General features: G+C 63.4%; 14 protein-coding genes and 1 tRNA gene. 6 read left to right on the forward strand and 9 right to left on the reverse strand.

Annotation, left to right across the window (positions count from 1 at the left end; all coding sequences use genetic code 11):
* Positions 1–3 precede the first annotated feature (3 nt).
* Together ABH922_RS03160 and ABH922_RS03165 are read right to left on the reverse strand one after the other, a co-directional pair.
* Positions 4–912: a transporter substrate-binding domain-containing protein gene (locus ABH922_RS03160; protein ID WP_424805545.1), complete on the reverse strand. Its 909-nt coding sequence runs from the start codon at positions 910–912 to the stop codon at positions 4–6.
* 63 nt (positions 913–975) lie between these two features.
* Complete coding sequence (locus ABH922_RS03165; RefSeq protein WP_424809541.1) at positions 976–1,242, reverse strand: WhiB family transcriptional regulator; 267 nt, start codon at positions 1,240–1,242, stop codon at positions 976–978.
* 136 nt (positions 1,243–1,378) lie between these two features.
* Between ABH922_RS03165 and ABH922_RS03170 the strand changes: the two genes are divergently transcribed.
* Positions 1,379–3,685: an ATP-dependent DNA ligase gene (locus tag ABH922_RS03170; protein ID WP_424805546.1), complete on the forward strand. Its 2,307-nt coding sequence runs from the start codon at positions 1,379–1,381 to the stop codon at positions 3,683–3,685.
* Here ABH922_RS03170 and ABH922_RS03175 read toward each other — a convergent pair.
* Positions 3,663–4,748 carry a serine hydrolase domain-containing protein gene (locus ABH922_RS03175; protein WP_424805547.1) on the reverse strand — a complete coding sequence of 362 codons (1,086 nt, stop codon included), beginning with the start codon at positions 4,746–4,748 and terminating at the stop codon, positions 3,663–3,665. The two genes, ABH922_RS03170 and ABH922_RS03175, sit on opposite strands and share 23 nt — an antisense overlap.
* A 257-nt stretch (positions 4,749–5,005) precedes the next feature.
* Between ABH922_RS03175 and ABH922_RS03180 the strand changes: the two genes are divergently transcribed.
* The 3 genes from ABH922_RS03180 (at position 5,006) to ABH922_RS03190 (ending at position 8,288) form a co-directional block, all read left to right on the forward strand.
* The gene (locus ABH922_RS03180; RefSeq protein ID WP_424805548.1) at positions 5,006–5,692 is read left to right on the forward strand and encodes a response regulator transcription factor; all 687 of its coding nucleotides are present in this window, start codon (positions 5,006–5,008) and stop codon (positions 5,690–5,692) included.
* Complete coding sequence (locus ABH922_RS03185) at positions 5,689–6,684, forward strand: HAMP domain-containing sensor histidine kinase (protein ID WP_424805549.1); 996 nt, start codon at positions 5,689–5,691, stop codon at positions 6,682–6,684. Before ABH922_RS03180 ends, ABH922_RS03185 begins: the two co-directional genes overlap by 4 nt.
* Before the next feature lie 101 nt (positions 6,685–6,785).
* Complete coding sequence (locus ABH922_RS03190; RefSeq protein WP_424805550.1) at positions 6,786–8,288, forward strand: DUF4153 domain-containing protein; 1,503 nt, start codon at positions 6,786–6,788, stop codon at positions 8,286–8,288.
* 3 nt (positions 8,289–8,291) lie between these two features.
* Here ABH922_RS03190 and ABH922_RS03195 read toward each other — a convergent pair whose 3' ends face one another.
* Positions 8,292–9,200 carry a formylglycine-generating enzyme family protein gene (locus ABH922_RS03195; RefSeq protein ID WP_424809542.1) on the reverse strand — a complete coding sequence of 303 codons (909 nt, stop codon included), beginning with the start codon at positions 9,198–9,200 and terminating at the stop codon, positions 8,292–8,294.
* A gap of 57 nt (positions 9,201–9,257) precedes the next feature.
* Positions 9,258–9,923, reverse strand: coding sequence for a TetR/AcrR family transcriptional regulator (locus ABH922_RS03200; protein WP_424805551.1), 666 nt, complete (start codon positions 9,921–9,923; stop codon positions 9,258–9,260).
* A 165-nt stretch (positions 9,924–10,088) separates the two neighbouring features.
* Here ABH922_RS03200 and ABH922_RS03205 point away from each other — a divergent pair, with 165 nt between their 5' ends.
* Positions 10,089–11,585 carry a DHA2 family efflux MFS transporter permease subunit gene (locus ABH922_RS03205; RefSeq protein WP_424805552.1) on the forward strand — a complete coding sequence of 499 codons (1,497 nt, stop codon included), beginning with the start codon at positions 10,089–10,091 and terminating at the stop codon, positions 11,583–11,585.
* A gap of 61 nt (positions 11,586–11,646) precedes the next feature.
* Here the strand turns inward: ABH922_RS03205 and ABH922_RS03210 are convergent, their stop codons facing one another.
* From ABH922_RS03210 to ABH922_RS03225, 4 genes are all read right to left on the reverse strand, one after another.
* Positions 11,647–11,880 carry a DUF1049 domain-containing protein gene (locus ABH922_RS03210; RefSeq protein WP_424805553.1) on the reverse strand — a complete coding sequence of 78 codons (234 nt, stop codon included), beginning with the start codon at positions 11,878–11,880 and terminating at the stop codon, positions 11,647–11,649.
* 152 nt (positions 11,881–12,032) lie between these two features.
* A complete protein-coding gene (locus ABH922_RS03215) occupies positions 12,033–12,215 on the reverse strand; it encodes a hypothetical protein (RefSeq protein ID WP_424805554.1) in 183 nt (60 codons plus the stop codon).
* A gap of 415 nt (positions 12,216–12,630) precedes the next feature.
* Positions 12,631–12,703: transfer RNA gene (locus ABH922_RS03220), tRNA-Arg, on the reverse strand.
* 748 nt (positions 12,704–13,451) lie between these two features.
* On the reverse strand, positions 13,452–14,225 hold the full coding sequence (locus ABH922_RS03225; protein WP_424805555.1) for an IclR family transcriptional regulator: 774 nt from the start codon (positions 14,223–14,225) through the stop codon (positions 13,452–13,454).
* 251 nt (positions 14,226–14,476) lie between these two features.
* Here ABH922_RS03225 and ABH922_RS03230 point away from each other — a divergent pair, with 251 nt between their 5' ends.
* Positions 14,477–16,657 carry a malate synthase G gene (locus tag ABH922_RS03230; protein WP_424805556.1) on the forward strand — a complete coding sequence of 727 codons (2,181 nt, stop codon included), beginning with the start codon at positions 14,477–14,479 and terminating at the stop codon, positions 16,655–16,657.
* Positions 16,658–16,687 lie beyond the last annotated feature (30 nt).

The following is a 16,687-nucleotide window of genomic DNA, read 5'->3' on the forward strand; positions in this document are numbered from 1 at the left end:
CCATCATTCGAGGACTGTGACATTCGCGCTGTCGGTGATCCAGTCGGTGGCCAGTCCTTCCAGAGTGCCGTCCGCATACAGCGAATCGACAGCAGCCGACACGCAGGCGGTGAGAGGGCTGTTCTTCTCGAGGACGAATCCGAAGAACTCGGTGACCGCGTTGGGGCGGGGAAACTGACCGACGATGGTCGACTGTGGCAGATCGTGGTCGGCGATCTGGAATCCGGTGGGGATGTCGACCACCAGAGCGTCGATCTCGCCTGCGGAGAGTGCCGCCTTCGCGTCGTCGGTGGTCGCGAATTCCCTTGGGGCCGTGCGAGGTGCGATGGTGTCTGTGATCGCGGCGAGGCTGGTCGATCCGATCTGAGCCCCCAGACGGTAACCGGACAGATCGGTAAGGTTCTTCGCGTCTGCCGCTTCGGTGCCGCGTAGCGCCACCACCGACTGGGCGACGGCGTAGTAGGGGGAGCTGAAATCCACGGCGTCTCGGCGGTCACCGGCGATCGTCACTTGATTGACGTCGAAGTCGAAAGTCTTGGGGCCTGGCAACAATGCGTCGTTGAAAGGTACGGCGACAAACCGTACCTGGTCGGTCGTGTACCCGAGCTTCTCGATCACGGCGCGGGTCACAGCGCCCTCGAATCCTTTGCCGTTGGACGGATCGTTGTCGATGAACCACGGGGCGTAGGCGGGCGAATCGGTCCCAACGGTGAGGACGCCGCTTTCGCGAGTCGTGCCGCTGGCCGGCCCACACGTGGTGACCGCAGTGGTGGACGGCACCTTGGTGAACGCCTCGGGCACCGTGGTGGTGGGATCGGCCGCAGCGGTGCTCACCTCGGGGCCGGACGTGCACGAGCCCAGCAGGAAAGTGAGAGCGAGGATCGCAGTCGCGGTCAGCGCAGTTCGTGTCATGGCTGCCATCTTGCCTGTTCGGGCGACTTCTTTGTGTACTTCGGGCCCGAAAAGCGATGATTGTCAGGCAGCATTTTTCCGTAGAGCCAGCCGTTCCGTCGGCGTCATTCCACCCCAGACGCCGTGTGGTTCGCCGGTACTCAACGCGAATCCGCGGCATTCGGCGATGACCGGGCACCGATAGCAGACCTGTTTGGCCGAGTTCTCCCGTGCGGCCCGATTTCGCCCGCGCTCGTCGCCCGGCGAGTAGAACACCGCCGGATCCACCGTCTTGCAGGTGGCGAACATGCGCCAGTTGTTGTCCGCGAACAATCCGGACGTACTCCCCATCGACACGCTGTGCTCCTTTCCGGTGGGAATCTCAGTGTGCCGGTCGCGGGCCGGCGAGAGCAGATTTTGGATCGAGCAGATTTGTTTCGGTCGGCGGGGAGGTTGCGTGCGCGCGGTGAGCGCGCAGAATAGGACGATGGCGATCACGGATCGAGGCCAGATCACGTTCGACGGTATCGCGGTGCCCGTGACCAATCTGGGAAAGGTTCTCTATCCGGAAAGTGGGACCACAAAAGCCGACGTCATCGACTACTACACTCGAATCTCCGCGGTGCTGATTCCCCACGTCGTCGGTCGACCGGGAACCCGCAAGCGTTGGCCCAACGGGCTCGGTGGGCAGTCCTTTTTCGAGAAGAACCTCGCAGCGTCGGCACCGACATGGCTGACGCGCGCTGCGCTGCAACATTCGGACCGCATCGCGACCTATCCGATCTTCGACTCGGTCGCGTCATTGGCGTGGTTGGGACAACAGGCCGCATTGGAACTGCATGTACCGCAATGGCGGTTCGAGGGATCGGACCGTGGCCCGGCAACACGCCTGGTGTTCGACCTCGACCCGGGAGAGGGCGTCGCACTGCCGGAGTGTGCCGAGGTGGCGCGCTCGATCCGCGATCTGGTGGGAACGTTGGGATGGACCGCATTTCCGGTGACCAGCGGCAGTAAGGGTATCCACGTGTACGTCCCGCTCGACAAGCCGCTGGCCGGTCACGGGGCGTCGACTGTCGCCAGACAGATAGCCACCGGTCTCGAGAAAATTCACCCGCATCTGGTGACCGCGACAATGGCACGCCAGGTGCGGGCGGGAAAGGTCTTCGTGGACTGGAGCCAGAACAATCCGGCCAAGACCACCATCGCCCCGTATTCGATGAGGGGCCGCGATCAACCGTACGTGGCTGCGCCACGGCAGTGGTCGGAACTCGACGATCCGGCGTTGCGGCACTTGCTCTTCGACGAGGTTCTCGATCGGATCGAGTCCAGTGGTGATCTTCTGGCCGGTGTGGATTCCGTTGATGTGACCGATGTTCCGGACTCGTTGACCCGATATCGGAGCAAGCGTGCCGCCGGTCGCACTCCGGAACCGGTTCCGACTGATGCGCCGAGGCCGACTGCGGGCAGTACCTTCGTGATCCAAGAACACCATGCCAGACGTCTGCACTACGACGTGCGACTCGAACGCGACGGTGTACTCGTCTCGTGGGCTGTCCCGAAAGGCGTTCCCACCGCCGTCGGAGAGAACCGGCTGGCCGTCCACACCGAGGACCACCCCCTCGACTACGCGGGTTTCTCCGGCACGATCCCCAAAGGCCAATACGGTGGCGGCACTATGACGATCTGGGATCGAGGGACCTACGAGACGGAGAAGTGGCGCGACGACGAAGTGATCGTGCGGCTGACGGGAGAGCGGGTTCAGGGCCGGTTTGCCTTGATTCGTACCCAGGGCGACCAGTGGTTGATGCACCTGATGAAGGATCAGAGCGCGAGCTTCGGGACGGAATTTCCGGCGAACATCGAGCCGATGCTGGCAAGTGTGGGCACGGTGAACGGTCTGGACCCGGACGAGTGGGCCTTCGAGGGAAAGTGGGACGGCATTCGGGTAATTCTGGAATATCGTTCCGGGACAATGTCATTGCGAAGTCGGGCCGGAAACGACAAGACCGCCGACTTCCCGGAGCTCGCCGGCTTGGCAGGCGTACTCGCGGGCCACGACGTGGTTCTCGACGGTGAAGTGGTGGCCTACGGCGAGGCCGGTGTCACGAACTTCGGTGCTCTCCAGCGTGGCGGAGAACCCGAATTTCTCGCGTTCGACATTCTCTATCTCGACGGCGTGTCGCTGGTGCGTAAGTCGTACACCGACCGGCGCCTGGTGCTCGACGCCCTGGCGCGCAAGGTCGTCGATCTGACCGTGCCGCCGCTCGTCGACGGCACTGGTGCGAACGCGTTGGCGGTGAGCGCGAAGGCAGGGTGGGAGGGTGTGGTCGCCAAGCGTCGGGCGTCGGTGTACCTGCCGGGACGGCGCGGCTCGAGTTGGGTCAAGGAGAAGAACTGGCGCACTCAGGAGATCGTCATCGGCGGGTGGCGCACCGGGCAGGGCAACCGGGCGCAGGGGATAGGGGCACTGCTGATGGGGATACCGGGGGAGCGCGGGCTTCGCTTCGTCGGCAGAGTCGGGACCGGGTTCACCGATCGGGAACTCGATGCCCTGTTGGATAGGCTCAAACCGTTGCAGCAGAAGGTAAGCCCGTTCGAGGATGAGCTTGCTGCCGAGGACCGCAAGGGGGCGGTGTGGATCAGCCCGGATCTGGTCGGGGAGGTGAGGTTCATGGACTGGACGGACACGGGTCGTCTGCGTCATCCCAGTTGGCGGGGACTACGCCAGGACAAGACTCCCGCGGACGTGATCTGCGAACAAGTCCGGCGAATCAGGGGCAGAGCGCGTGAGTGAGCATCGAGACGGCATCGGGCGCGGTCTTCGTCGTCGACGTCATCGTGACGGTGAATGCGCGATCCGCTGTTGCGCCGGACAGGGTGGAGTAGCCGTGGATTCCACCGCTCCGGCCGATGTAGGTGACTCCGCAGGGTAGCTCCGTCACACCGACACCGATGCCGTATCGGTGACTGTCGGCCTCGATACCGGACCCCGAGTCGGTCATCTCGGCCAGTTCCTTCTCCGGCAGCAGTTTGCCGTCCAGTAGGGCGCGCCAGAAAGTATTGAGGTCTTTGCCGGTGGAGATCAGGGCGCTGCCAGGTCGGGAGAGGGACGGTTCGATTCGAGTGACGTCCGTGAGGCCGGCAGGCAGATTCAGGTAGCCGGTCATGTGATCGCCCTGGATGTCTTGTTCGGTGGCCGAGGGTAGATAGGTGTCGTGTAGACCGAGTGGATCGAGAATCCGGGCGCGAAGCTCGTCGGCGTAGCTACGCCCGGTCACCGTCTCGACGAGCGTCCCCACATCTGTGTAGTCGGGGACGGACGGTGGACCGGGATCGATCTGCGAAGGCTTGTCCAACGCGACGGAGATCGCGCCGGTGAGAGGGTCGTCGGCAATCGGTGGCCGGCTACCGTTGTGCGACCCCTCGGCGGATTCGGAAGGTCCGTTGCGGTGCTGGAGCAGGTGGCGGACGGTGACCGCGCCTGCGCCCGTCGAGCCGTGCCACGGTGCGTCGCCCGATAGCATCGGAAGATACCGCTGGATCGGGGTGTCGAGCTGGATCCGACCTTCGGAGACCAACAGTAGAACCAGCACTGCGGTGAAAGATTCGGTGACGCTGCCGATTCGAACCCGATAGTTGTCGCCGATCGAATCGCCGTTGGCCCGGTTCGGTACACCACTGGTCGTCACCGACGTCCGGGTACCGTCGTCGAGAGTGGCAATGGCGCCGACGGCACCCGATCTGACGAGCGCATCCAGATCTGCCTGGATGTCGATCGATCGTTGGAGCGTCGAACAGGCGGCTATCGCCAGTGTGGCTCCGACGGCGATCGCGGCGTGGACCATCTGTGAGCGCATGAATCGAACCTATAGATCGAACGGGCCACCGAGATCCGGGAAATCCCCGATAATGTCCCTGATCTTTCGCACGACACGAGGTGGACGGGGCTCGCCGCCCCACCCCGGCGGCGTCCGCGACGCGCACTTGGCATTGCGTCGCGCGCTTCGGATACCGCAGCAGTTGCGACGGTCAGGGGTGCCCGGCCGCAGAACCTGCACAAAACCTTCACAAGTCCTCCCGGATTCGTCCATGTCGGCGGAATACAGTCGGTTCCATGAGCCGGCGAAAAGTACTCGTGGTCGACGACGAGGTCACTATCTGCGAATCCATCGCAGCACGCTTGCGCGCCGAGGGCTACGACGTCACGCAGGCGTTCGACGGTCCGAGCGCAGTGCTGCGCTGCGAAGAGATCGGTGCCGACCTGGTGGTACTGGACGTGATGATGCCGGGGTTCGACGGCCTCGAGGTGTGCCGCAGAATCCAGGCCGTGCGACCTGTGCCCGTTCTGATGCTCACTGCTCGCGCCGACGAAACCGACATGCTGATCGGGTTGGGGGTCGGTGCCGACGATTATCTGAGTAAACCGTTCAGCATGCGGGTGTTGGTGGCGCGAGTTCACGCACTGCTTCGTCGTGCCGACCGGGCGCAGAGCGCCGCGAGACCGGTCGCCGATCTCCTCGAGTTCGGTGACGTCGTGATCGATCTGACCGAACGCCGCGTGCGGCGCGGCGCACAGACGATACATCTGACGCGCACCGAGTTCGAGTTGATCGCGTATCTCGCGGAACGACCACGGGCCGCGATACCGCGAGAGGCGCTACTCGAGGAAATCTGGGGCTGGGGTGAGAGTGCGGGGAGTCGAACCGTCGACAGCCATGTCAAGGCGCTACGACGAAAACTCGGCCCCACGGTGATCCGCACTGTTCACGGTGTCGGGTACGCCTGGGATGCGGCGCGATGAGCGTCGCAGAGCAGATTTTCGCTCGGTGGCCCCGCCCACTCGATCCGATGCGGTCCTTCAAGGTGAAGGTCGGATTGTTGGTGATGGCGGCGTTGCTGTTTGCCTCGGGGGGCTTCTGGTTGACCTCCCAGCAGCCGTTCCGACTCGCGCTCCTGACGGCTTTGATTGTCGCGTTGGGTGTTACGCAGGTACTGGCGCACGGAATGACATCACCCCTTCGCGAAATGACAGCCGCGGCGAAGGCGATGGCGAGGGGGGACTACTCCAGGCGAGTGCGGGCGACGTCCCGCGACGAGGTCGGCGAACTCGCTCACGCGTTCAATCGGATGGCCGAGGACCTGGGCGCCGACGACCGATACCGACGCGAGTTGATCGGTAACGTGTCCCACGAATTACGCACTCCCATAACGGCATTGCAGGCGATGCTCGAGAATGTCGTCGACGGTGTGCAACAGCCGGACCCGGAGACGATGCGTTCTGCGCTCCGTCAGACCGAACGCCTGGGCGCATTGGTCTCGGACCTGCTGGACTTGTCGAAACTCGAGGGCGGTGCGGTGCCGTTGAAACCGCGTCGCTTCGAGGTAGAGCCGTTCTTGCGCGACCTGTCGAGTACGAGTGCAGGCACAGTGGACATCGACGTGACACCGCCAGGATTGACCGCCGTGGCTGATCCCGATCGGCTTCATCAGGTGATGACCAACCTGTTGGACAACGCGATCAAACATGGAAGCCCGGCCGCCGGAGTCGTCGTCCGGGTCCGAAGCGGGCTCGCGGGCGAACTGGTCGTCGATGTCCACGACGACGGCCCCGGCATCGACCCGCAGGCTCGCGAGCAGGTCTTCGACAGGTTCATCCGAGGTGGTTCGACGGACGGCGGGACCGGGCTCGGGCTCGCGATAGCCAAGTGGGCCGTCGAATTGCACGGCGGCAGAATAGCCGTCGTTGATGCCGTATCGGGATGCTGTATTCGAGTAGTACTGCCGCAGAACTAGATCGACCGATACTCCTTGTCCCCGAGATCGTGAGATCTCGTACCGTCGCGTGCCCGCACGGCCCGCGTCGACTTTGTCGAACCCGAAAGAGGGCGATAGTCATGACCTTTCACGTCACACTTTCACCGAACGACCCGCAGCCTTCTGCGAAACCCCCTCGTACCAGTAGGTTCTGGCGTCCGGACCGTACCTCGACGGCGAGCCGCTCCGCGCTCGTGGGATCGGGTATCGTCGGTGTGCTCGCGGCCTGGCTGCTCGAGTTGGGCACGCCCGGTGTGGCGTATCCGATCGTCGGTCTCGGCGCAGTCGTCGTCTTCGGTGTCCTGACACCGCCGCGTCTGACGCCCGTGCAGTGGGCAGCGTCGATCGGAATGCTGCTGCTGTTGGCGGTCGGGGCGGTTCGCGACGCCCAGTGGCTGGTGTTCATCTCCGTGACAGCGGCCTGGGTGCTCTGCACCTGGACGTTGACCGGAGGAAGGACCTGGACGGGAATCATCGTGGGAACGGTAGCTCCGTGGCGGGCTCCGCTGCGTACGGTTCACTTCGTTCGCCGTAGTCGGGATTCCGCTCGGTCCGTCCGCCGGATCTCGATTGTGCGCATCGCCGCCGTGAGCGTGATCTCGTTGGTGCTGCTCCTCGTCTTCGGTGCGTTGTTCGTCAGTGCAGATCCGGAGTTCGGAAAGATGTTCGCCGGGTTCATCCCCGATATCGCTGTGTCCGATCCACTCGGCCGCCTCGCCGTCGGCGCCACGGCGGCGTTCGGCACCCTGATCGCGGTGTACCTGCGACGTAGAACTCCCACCGTGGATGCATTCGCGCCGGCGTCGGCAACGCCGTTGCCGAAGTGGGAATGGGCGGTCCCGCTCAGCGTTCTCGACGTGTTGTTCCTCGGATTTGCCGCAGTGCAGATGAAAACCTTGTTCGGGGGAGACAACCACGTTCAGGTGACCGACGGACTGACCTATGCCGAGTACGCACGTCAAGGCTTCTGGCAGCTGATGGCGGTGACTGTGCTGACGCTGGTGGTCGTTGCCGCCGCCGCGCGCCGCGTCGACCGTGGTGACGCCGGATCGAGGCATCTGGCCCGTGGTCTGCTGGGCGTCTTGTGCAGCGTCAGTCTCGTTGTCGTCACCTCCGCGGTACATCGGATGTGGTTGTACGAGAACCAGTACGGCTTCACCAGGTTGCGGGTGAGCGTATTTGCCGTCGAGCTCGTCTTGGGTGTCGTGTTCGTACTACTACTCGGTGCCGGGATACGTATGTCCGGAAAGTGGCTACCGACAGCGGTTCTCGCCATCGCGTCGATCGGTGTGCTCACCTTCGCGGCGTTCAACCCGGATGCGTACATCGCGGAGAAGAACGTGCAACGGTACGAAAGTGGCGAGAACATCGACGTCGACTACCTGGTCGGACTTTCCGCCGATGCAGTACCCGCGCTCGATCGTCTACCGGAACCGCAGCGGTCGTGTGCACTGAGCGGCTTCCGGCGGGGAGTGCCGAGTGCTCGGGCGCCATGGGAATTCAATGCCGCGCGGACCCGCGCTCACGACATCCTCCAAGCGCGACCGGTAGGGCCATGCCTTCAGCTCTCCACTGTGGGCTGAGCGTTACGACCCGGCTCTGACCACACAACGGAAGCCCACGTGACAGGTGGCGGATTCTTCCGATTCTCCCTGGCGGGCGGCAGGGCGATAACGCAGACAGTAATTCGGGGCACAGAGGTGGGAGCCGCCTTTGATCACCCGTTGCGCGTAGCCGGTTGTCGCCGGCGCTGTACTTCGCGGATTGTGCGGGATGCAGCACGAGTGGGTCGGGACGACGTTCTTGCCGGCGTGCGCGTGATCGACCGTGTAGTGATCCGACGTCCACTCCCAGACATTGCCCGCCATGTCCGACAGGCCGTATCCGTTGGGCTGGTAGCTGCCCACCGGTGCTGTTCGTTCGTACCCGTCTTCGAGCAGGTTTTCCCAGGGAAAGCGGCCCTGCCAGACGTTGGCGGCCGGAGCACCGGCGGGCGGATGCTCGTCACCCCATACGTATGACTTGCGATCGAGACCGCCGCGGGCGGCGAACTCCCATTCGGCTTCCGTCGGCAGATCCTTACCTGCCCACATGGCGTACGCCAGCGCGTCGAAGTAGGACACCTGGGTAACGGGGTGGTGCGCGCGTCCCTGCACGGTACTGGTGGGTCCCTCCGGGTGACGCCAGTCCGCCCCGGGTACGAACGACCACCACCGGGTGAGGTCGTTGAGCGGGACCGGACCCGGAGTCGATTGGAAGACAAGCGAACCGGGGACGAGGAGTGACGGGTCGGCGCCAGGGTAGTCGGCGGGATCCGGCGCGATCTCGGCAGTGGTGACGTAACCGGTCGCGGTGACGAATCGGTCGAACTCCGACACGGTCACAGCTGTTGTGTCCATGTGGAATTCATCCACGGTGACCTGATGAACCGGTTTTTCCTCGGGATAGAAATCTTCGGAGCCCATCCAGAACGTGCCGCCGGGGATCAGGCTCATGTCCGCCCGAAGCGGTGTCGACGTCATGAATTCAGCATGACACGCACACCGCGCACACTATCGCCGGACCGAGCCCGCCTTGGCGTCTTCGATCTGCTGATCGCTCAGCGCCGGCCCACTGAGCGGCTCGCGCGGGCTTCCCTCGGCGCGCAAGCCGTCGAGGGCCAATTCGAAATATCGTCGCCAGGCATCGGGAGCCACCGGTCGGGTGAAGTCGATGATCGACTCGACCATGCGGCAAACAGTGAAGAGGTCGTTGGCGCCCACATCCGAACGCAGGACGCCGACCGAGTGGGCGCGCTCGATCAGCTTCTCCACCAGTGGCGTGACGCGTTCGCGAGCGCACGCAACCTGCGCCCGGCCCTCGTCCTGGCTGAAGAGCACGTCGGCGAGACCGCGATTGAGCGCCATCTGCTCGCAGGTGAAGGCGAGGTAGTCACGCAAACCCAGCCACGGGTCGTCGCATTCGAGCGCTGCCGATGCGCCTTCGGCCACCAGTTCCATGTGTCGTTCGAAGACGCCGTCGACCAGATCCTGCTTGCAGGCGAAGCGCCGATAAACCGTTCCGACGCCCACCTTGGCGTGCCGGGCGACGTCGTCGAGGGTGATGTCGATTCCGTGTAAGGCGAAGAGATCGGCCGCGGCTTCGAGTATCTTGTGCCGGTTCCGCTCGGCGTCCGCTCGTAGCGGACGTCGGCCTGTGACAGTGCTCACGATCCTCATGCTTCACCTGGGGCTTCGCGGAAATGAACGGATAAAACGGGCGTTGTCCAAAAATTAAGTGGAGAAATGCCCTCCACTTAGGCGTAGCGTCTTGCAAGTGGAGCCTACTCCTCCACTTCAATTCCGATCAGTCCACCGAACCAGCCCACCTCGAAGGGGTTCTTCATGACCACCACCGAACTCAACAATCCGGAGGCGGCGGCCTCGGGTACGTCGGGACGGGAACATCGCTTGCGCTGGTTTGTGTTGGCGATCATCGCCCTGGCCCAGCTCATGGTCGTTCTCGACGCGACAATCGTGAACATCGCGCTTCCCGCAGCGCAGAAGTCACTCGAATTCTCCGACGGTGACCGCCAGTGGGTCGTCACCGCCTACGCGCTCGCGTTCGGCAGCCTACTGCTGCTCGGTGGCCGGCTCTCCGACCTCTTCGGGCGTCGCAACACCTTCGTCATCGGTCTCATCGGTTTCGCGGTGATGTCCGCGGTAGGCGGCGCGGCCGTGAATTTCCCGATGCTCGTCGCAGCACGAGCTGGTCAAGGCGTCTTCGGCGCACTGCTCGCGCCCGCGGCACTGTCACTGTTGGCGACCACCTTCACCAAGCCTGACGAGCGAGCCAAGGCATTCGGCATCTTCGGTGCTGTCGCCGGCGCAGGCGGCGCGGTCGGACTGCTGCTCGGTGGCGCGCTCACCGAGTGGACGTCGTGGCGCTGGAGCTTGTACGTCAACCTGTTCTTCGCAGCTATCGCACTGGTCGGCGCCCTGACGATGATGGCACCTCACAAGTCCGAGCACCGCCCCAAGCTGGACATCCCCGGCACGATCGTCGTCTCGGCCGGCCTGTTTTCGATCGTCTACGGTTTCTCGCACGCCGAGTCGCACGGCTGGGCAAGCGGCGGCACGCTGGCCTGGCTCATCGCCGGTGTAGCGCTGCTGGTGGCGTTCGTCGTCATCGAAACCCGGGTGGCTCACCCGCTGTTGCCACTGCGCATCGTCCTGGACCGCACTCGTGGCGGCGCTTACACGGCGATGTTCATCAGCGGCACCGGAATGTTCGCCGTCTTCCTGTTCCTCACCTACTACCTGCAGACGATCCTGAACTACAGCCCGATCATCACCGGCGTCGCCTTCCTGCCGATGGTCGCCGCGATGATCGTCTCGGCGACCAGTTCGACGGCAGTGCTGTTGCCCCGGTTCGGGCCGCGATTCCTGATCACCCTCGGTTTGGTTCTCGCCGCAGTGGGCTTGGCCTTGCTGGCGCAGCTCGCGGTGGACAGTACCTACAGCCTGCACATCCTGCCCGGCCTGTTGCTGATGGGACTCGGCATGGGCATGGTGTTCGCGCCCGGTATGCAAGCTGCGATCACCGGAGTGGCACCGGAGGATTCGGGCGTGGCTTCCGCAACGGTCAACACGATGCAGCAGATCGGTGGCTCGATCGGCACCGCCTTGCTGAGCACCATCGCCGCCAGCGCAGCGACCTCGTACCTCTCGGGTCGTGACATCACCCCGCTCAATCAGGCGGTAGCGGCTGTACACAGCTACACCACCACCTTCTGGTGGGCGGCCGCGATCTTCGCGGTCGGGGCGGTCATCTCCGCCTTCCTGCTCCCGGCCGGAAAGCTGGCGGCCGCACCTGAAGGACAGCTCGTCGTCGCCCACTGACACCCGTGCACCCGAAAGCGGCGATCACCTCACGGTGATCGCCGCTTTCACGTTGTGTGAGTCAGCCTTTCGTCTTCTTGCGGCGCGTGGTGAGCAGACCCGCGATCCAGCCGACGAGAAGGACGGCGACAAGGGTGAGCCACAACGGTGAATTCACCGACACCCAGAAGAGTTGAATCGTGGTGGTGGCTCGATTTTGCAGAATGAAGATCACGGCCACCACCACGAGTACGGCCGCGACGATGTTGCGCGGTGTCGCGAGTGTCTTGGCCGAGTTCTGAGCATCTGTACTCATGATCGTGCCTTTCGTGGTGCGTGCCCTTGTGACGCGGAGGAGGAGAACCCACGCGGTAATACCGACAAAACGGAACATTATCAGCAGGTGGGCGGCTGGTGCACTCGATTGCGCGTCGGCGCCGGTGCCTCGGTCCCCCTGCCGCCGTCGATTCAGTTCTTCCCGGAATTCTCTTGGGCTGCCCACGCCGCACTGAAGACGAATGCGCCGACTGCTGCGTACACCCAGCTCGGAGTTCCGTCGATGCCCAGTATTCCCAAGACGAGAAACAGGATCAGCACAGCCAGGAATTGCAAACCGAGTGCAGTCGAGATCTTCAGCAGGTGTGTCTTCACGAACCGTCCTCGTCTACGCGTGCCAAACCCTCAGTGTTACAGATTTGGTGAAACCGGACGAAAAGTTGCCGGTTTTCCGGACGAAACACCGAGGTGCGCGTCACGGTGCCGGCCAGTATCGAGATGTACGGCAGCCGGACGACACCCGTGACCGATTGCCGTACCGGCCCAGTCTCTTTCACAGCGAGATGATCGACTCGCCCCGGACTCGAGATCTACCCGATCGTGCCTACTCCGATGCTCGGCCAGGTGCCGGCGCCCCTGACGAAGGGCGAGACGTATTCCTGATATTCGACAACACACCGGGGAGGCGGCGCCGGTTGGGCAATTGAAATGCAGCGACATCCAGGCTCGCAGGCGTCGCCGGAACCGACGCCGAGAATGCGCCGCTACGCGCGAGAAACTGGCATGGACGTGCCCTCGGCAGGATTCGAACCTGCGACCCTTCCTTTAGGAGAGGAATGCTCTATCCCCTGAGCTACGAGGGCGGGGAGCATACCGAATCGCCGTCAATACCTGATCTGACCAGGTATTCCTCGTTTCGATGATGCCGATGCTCCCGTGTGCGCAGTCGGGATGAACCGGCCACTCGCGCGGGTGCGCTAGTTAGTGTAGCGGGCCGGCAGCTGAGCTGTGAAGTCGGCGCTCGGTGGGCGTTCGCGGGCCCTAGGGGCGGGTTCTGGCCGGGATTATCTCGTGTAGAGCCGCAGTGGGATCGAGTACCGCGACATCCATCCCGGACACAGGCGAACCCAGGGCAATACTGAGGTGTCACCGGCGGACTCCGCCGTGGCGAGTCCGAACACTCGGGTCGTCGCCAGATCTCGGGAAGGTATTGCATCCGGATCCACTGTGTGGAAGTTTCCGAGTATCGGTGTGATTCTCTCTTTAACAGTTGAATTGGTGAGACGCTTGACCCGCCATGCAGGGCTGTTCCGTGGTGAGCGCTCGGTCGTCGGCTCCGGGGGCGCCGACTGGACGAGTGCGAGGACTCGATACATTCGAGCGGGGTCACCGACGAGGGCGCGATAGTTCGGACAAGAATCAATCGCGCATGAATAGCTGTTTCGAGCTCGCTCCGCCACTGTCGACTCGTCCGAGATTTCGGTGTGGACTTGTCGTGAATATGTTCGGGTGATTCGTTTGGCGGGTGAGCCGGGCGGGTGCGCTGCAACTGCCCGCCGATCCAGTTACGACTCGACCGGGTGCCGGCGTAACCGTTGTCGGCGTATTCGGTCAGCCCACGGCGTTGTCGAGAGCCGATGAAATCCGGGCCGCTGCCGCCGTCAACTCGGGTACGGCGCGAGCGATGAAATCGTCGGTGACCCGCGATATCGGGCCGGACACCGAAATAGCCATGGGCACAGGGGCGCCGGGAACCGACATGGCAACACATCGGACACCGAGCTCTTGTTCCTGCTCGTCCAGTGCGTAGCCCCTGGCGCGAATTTCGGCGAGGTCGATCAGTAGGGAATCGAGAGTTGCGTGGCTGGTGGGGGTGGGGGTGTCCATGCCTGCTCGTTCCACGATGCTCTTGACCTCGGCGTCGCCGAGCTGTGCCAGAATCGCCTTTCCCACACCGGTGTCGTGACTTCTGACTCGGCGTCCGACTTCGATGAACATCCGCATCGAATGCGGGGAGGGGACCTGGGAGAGGTAGACGACCATTTCCGAGTCGAGTACCGCCATGTTGGACGTTTCACCCAAGGTTTGCACCAGCTCCCGAAGGAACGGAGTGGCAACCGCACCGAGTTGCCTGTTCGCGATTTCGCCCAACCGGATCAGGCGCGGCCCCAAACCGTATCGGCGGTTGGGCAACTGCCGGACGTAGCCGATGCCGATCAGCGTCTTGAGAAGTCGGTGGATGGTAGGTAGTGGTAGGTCGCATTGCGAAGCCAGTTCGCTGAGCGTCATCTCGCCGCCGGCGTCGGCGATCTTCTCGAGGAGGTCGAAGGTCCGTTCGACCGACTGGACACCGCCAGATGCTTTCGGTACCGCTGGAGTGCTCATTTTCGTCTTCCCGATTCTCAACGCCGACCACAAGATTATCGCATCGTGGAAATGGTTTTTCGCAGACTGGATGATCCACCCATCGCAATTGTGGCACACTTATTCCACTGAGCAAAAGCAAACTTCCATAATATGGAAATGTGATGTTCAGGCGTTGTGGCCGGCTCGATCCCGTCGGGTGGGCTGCAGCACGTAGGTGTCCTCGGCGCCGCCCAGTTGGCGCTGTGTTGTCGGAAATAGTGAGGCTAAACATGTCTGAGCGTGTTCAGGTCGGCAGTTTGCAGGTCGCGAAAGTTCTCCACGATTTCGTGGTCGAGGAAGTGCTCCCCGGTACCGGTATAGACGCGGACACGTTCTGGGCGGGCGCCAACGGCATCGTCGCCGATCTCGCCCCGAAGAACCGAGCCCTCCTCGCCGTCCGCGACGATCTCCAGACTCGGATCGACACCTGGCATCGCGCCCACCCGGGGACTCCCGATCCGGCCGAGTACAAGGCGTTCCTGCAAGAGATCGGGTATCTGCTTCCCACCCCGGCCCCGTTCCAGGTGACCACCACCGGCGTCGACACCGAGATCACTTCCACCGCCGGCCCGCAGTTGGTGGTCCCGATCCTCAACGCCCGCTTCGCGCTCAACGCGTCCAACGCCCGCTGGGGATCGCTCTACGACGCCCTGTACGGGACCAACGCCATCCCCGAAACCGACGGTGCGGAGAAGGGCAGCGGCTACAACAAGGTTCGCGGTGACAAAGTCATCGCCTGGGCCCGCGATTTCCTCGACACGGCTGCCCCGTTGGCCACCGGATCACATGCTGAGAGCACCGCCTACGTCATCGATGGTGATCAACTGGCAGTCACTCTCGCAGACGGCACCACCACAACCTTGGCGCAGCCCGAGAAGTTGGTCGGCTACCTCGGCGACAAATCTGCACCCACCAGCGTGTTGCTGCGCAACAACGGACTTCACGCCGAAATCCAGATCGACGCCTCCTCTCCGATCGGATCCACCGATCCGGCCGGAGTCAAGGACGTCGTCCTCGAATCCGCGGTCACCACCATCATGGACTTCGAAGACTCCGTTGCCGCGGTCGATGCGGACGACAAAGTGGTCGGCTACCGTAACTGGCTCGGCCTCAACCGCGGTGACCTCAGCGAAGAAATCGCCAAGGGCGGGAAGACGTTCACCCGCACCCTCAACAACGACCGTGTCTACACCGGGATCGACGGCAGCGACCTGACGCTGCACGGCCGCTCACTGCTGTTCGTGCGCAACGTCGGACACTTGATGACCAACCCGGCGATCCTCGACGCCGACGGCAACGAAATCCCCGAAGGCATCCTCGACGCCTTGATAACCAGTGCCGCCGCCGTTCACGGTCTGTCGATCAGCGATGCCAACGGGCCGCACGACAACTCCCGCACCGGTTCGATCTACATCGTCAAGCCCAAGCAGCACGGTCCGGACGAAGTCGCGTTCACCACCGAGCTGTTCGGCCGCGTCGAGCAGGTCCTCGGCCTGCCCGAAAACACGATCAAGGTCGGGATCATGGACGAGGAACGGCGTACCACCGTCAACCTCGCCGCCTGCATCGAACAAGCCTCGCAGCGAGTGGTGTTCATCAACACCGGATTCCTCGACCGGACCGGCGACGAGATCCACACCTCGATGGAGGCGGGCGCCGTCGTCCGTAAAGCCGCCATGAAGCAGCAGAAGTGGATCGGCGCGTACGAAGACTGGAACGTCGACACCGGACTTGCATGTGGCTTGCAGGGCAAGGCGCAGATCGGCAAGGGTATGTGGGCGATGACGGATCTGATGGCCGACATGCTCGAGCAGAAAATCGGTCACCCCAAAGCCGGCGCCAACACTGCCTGGGTTCCTTCGCCCACCGGCGCAACCCTGCACGCTACCCACTACCATCAGGTCGACGTCTTCGCCGTGCAGGACGGTTTGAAGGGCAAGCCACGCGCGACCGTCGACGACATCCTCACCATCCCTCTCGCGCCCAGCACCGACTGGACCGAAGCGGAGAAGAAGGAAGAGCTCGACAACAACTGCCAGTCCATCCTCGGCTATGTCGTGCGTTGGATCGACGCAGGCGTCGGTTGCTCGAAGGTTCCTGACATCCACGACGTCGCACTGATGGAGGACCGTGCCACCCTGCGGATCTCGAGTCAGTTGCTGGCAAACTGGCTCCGCCACGGCATCGTCACCGAAGCGGACGTCGTCTCCGCTCTCGAGCGCATGGCGCCGATAGTGGATCGCCAGAACGACGGCGACTCCGACTACCGGCCCATGGCACCGGATTTCGATTCGAACATCGCCTTCCAGGCCGCGAAAGAGCTGATCCTCGACGGCGCGAAGCAGCCGAGCGGTTACACCGAACCGATCCTGCATCGCCGTCGTCGCGAATACAAGGCGGCCAACGCCTGACCGACCGTGTCTCGACGAAACGGCCTCGAC

Source organism: Rhodococcus sp. 27YEA15 (genome assembly GCF_049739425.1).
Taxonomy (GTDB): domain Bacteria; phylum Actinomycetota; class Actinomycetes; order Mycobacteriales; family Mycobacteriaceae; genus Rhodococcus_F.

Excerpts from the sequence above, each read along its gene's own strand:
- ABH922_RS03160 (WP_424805545.1), bottom strand. The coding sequence starts at position 912 with ATGACACGAACTGCGCTGACCGCGACTGCGATCCTCGCTCTCACTTTC.
- ABH922_RS03165 (WP_424809541.1), bottom strand. The coding sequence starts at position 1,242 with ATGGGGAGTACGTCCGGATTGTTCGCGGACAACAACTGGCGCATGTTC.
- ABH922_RS03170 (WP_424805546.1), top strand. The coding sequence starts at position 1,379 with ATGGCGATCACGGATCGAGGCCAGATCACGTTCGACGGTATCGCGGTG.
- ABH922_RS03175 (WP_424805547.1), bottom strand. The coding sequence starts at position 4,748 with ATGCGCTCACAGATGGTCCACGCCGCGATCGCCGTCGGAGCCACACTG.
- ABH922_RS03180 (WP_424805548.1), top strand. The coding sequence starts at position 5,006 with ATGAGCCGGCGAAAAGTACTCGTGGTCGACGACGAGGTCACTATCTGC.
- ABH922_RS03185 (WP_424805549.1), top strand. The coding sequence starts at position 5,689 with ATGAGCGTCGCAGAGCAGATTTTCGCTCGGTGGCCCCGCCCACTCGAT.
- ABH922_RS03190 (WP_424805550.1), top strand. The coding sequence starts at position 6,786 with ATGACCTTTCACGTCACACTTTCACCGAACGACCCGCAGCCTTCTGCG.
- ABH922_RS03195 (WP_424809542.1), bottom strand. The coding sequence starts at position 9,200 with ATGAGCCTGATCCCCGGCGGCACGTTCTGGATGGGCTCCGAAGATTTC.
- ABH922_RS03200 (WP_424805551.1), bottom strand. The coding sequence starts at position 9,923 with ATGAGGATCGTGAGCACTGTCACAGGCCGACGTCCGCTACGAGCGGAC.
- ABH922_RS03205 (WP_424805552.1), top strand. The coding sequence starts at position 10,089 with ATGACCACCACCGAACTCAACAATCCGGAGGCGGCGGCCTCGGGTACG.
- ABH922_RS03210 (WP_424805553.1), bottom strand. The coding sequence starts at position 11,880 with ATGAGTACAGATGCTCAGAACTCGGCCAAGACACTCGCGACACCGCGC.
- ABH922_RS03225 (WP_424805555.1), bottom strand. The coding sequence starts at position 14,225 with ATGAGCACTCCAGCGGTACCGAAAGCATCTGGCGGTGTCCAGTCGGTC.
- ABH922_RS03230 (WP_424805556.1), top strand. The coding sequence starts at position 14,477 with ATGTCTGAGCGTGTTCAGGTCGGCAGTTTGCAGGTCGCGAAAGTTCTC.